This window comes from Pseudomonas sp. P1_F1_2, assembly GCF_056405815.1.
Genome location: NZ_JBFUBK010000216.1, coordinates 1 through 1,334 on the forward strand (window position 1 = coordinate 1; position 1,334 = coordinate 1,334).

Consider the following 1,334-nt stretch of genomic DNA (forward strand, 5'->3'; position numbering starts at 1 on the left):
GCATTTACCCTTCAGGAGTCGAAGGATTTTCTGTAGGGTCGAGCGCAACAGATTGGCCAGAAGATCAACAAGAGGCAGACATGCAGACCGAGTTCCCCACCCAGCCAAGTTACCGCACCCAGCGCGAACAGTTCATCGCGGCAGCCACCGCGGCCGGTGCGACGTTGACCGAGTACCCGCATCCGCTCAAGGGGCCTTTCGGTGAGTCGTTGAGCACCGATGTGGCGGTGCTGGGCGATCCGGGCGCCAAGCGGTTGCTCATCGCGTTGAGTGGCACCCATGGCGTCGAAGGCTTCTACGGGTCGGGTTGCCAGATCAAATGGCTGCAGGAGTTGGGCAAGCGCTCACTGCCGACTGACGTCGCCGTGGTGTTCATACACCTGATTAATCCTTGGGGCACCGCGTGGCTGCGTCGGGTCAACGAGGACAACATCGACCTGAACCGCAATCACCTGAACTTCGAGCGTGCGTTGCCGGACAATCAGGCTTATGCAGCGCTGCATGAGATCTATGCCTGCACCGAACTGCAAGGTCCTGAGCGTGAGCGTACCGATGCCTTGCTCGACGAGCAGATTCGCCAGCATGGCTGGCCGGCGGTGATGTCGATTGTCGAGGGCGGTCAGCACAGTCACCCTGATGGCCTGTTTTACGGCGGGCTGGCGCCAAGCTGGTCGAACCGCACATTGCACGCGATCATGCAAAAGCACATGGCCCATGCCGATGTGGCCATGTGTTTCGACTTGCACACAGGGGCCGGTGAGTACGGTCATCCGATGTTGCTGACGATCACCGAAACGGCTTATCCGGCCCTTCCAGACGCGCAGGCCATTTACGGCCCATGGCTCTATACGCTGCTGACCGGCGCCGACACATTGAGCGAAACCGGCGTGGCGGCCACGGCGACCGGCTACACCTCGCAGGCGTTGGTCGATGCCTTGCCCCACGTACGGCTGATGCCGTTTGTCATCGAGTGTGGGACGTATCCGGGCGCGGACGTGCATCGCCATTTGCGCGATGACCACTGGCTGCATCTGCATGGTAATCCGAGTGATGCCGTGGGGCGCGGGATCAAGCTGAATCTGCTGGAGCAGTTCTATCCGGCAGACAGCGACTGGCAGGCGATGGTCTGGCTGCGCACCTGGCAGATTTGGGAGCGGGCGCTGTCTGCACTGCCGACGATTCGCACCTGACGCGGATGACCTTGAACCCTTGCGGTTCAAGGTACTTTTCTCGAGGCATAAAAAAACGGCCTACCTTTCGGTAAGCCGTTTTTAGTACTTGGTGGCTACACAGGGACTTGAACCCCGGACCCCAGCATTATGAATGCTATGCTC

At 60.0% G+C, this 1,334-nt stretch carries 1 protein-coding gene; it reads left to right on the forward strand.

Annotation, left to right across the window (positions count from 1 at the left end):
- Window positions 1-80 precede the first annotated feature (80 nt).
- Window positions 81-1,190: a DUF2817 domain-containing protein gene (locus tag AC1D2P_RS30675; protein WP_109787812.1), complete on the forward strand. Its 1,110-nt coding sequence runs from the start codon at window positions 81-83 to the stop codon at window positions 1,188-1,190.
- Window positions 1,191-1,334: the final 144 nt, after the last annotated feature.

Bases quoted from the DNA above. Each gene is read 5' to 3' on its own strand.
- AC1D2P_RS30675 (WP_109787812.1), top strand. From the start codon at position 81: ATGCAGACCGAGTTCCCCACCCAGCCAAGTTACCGCACCCAGCGCGAA.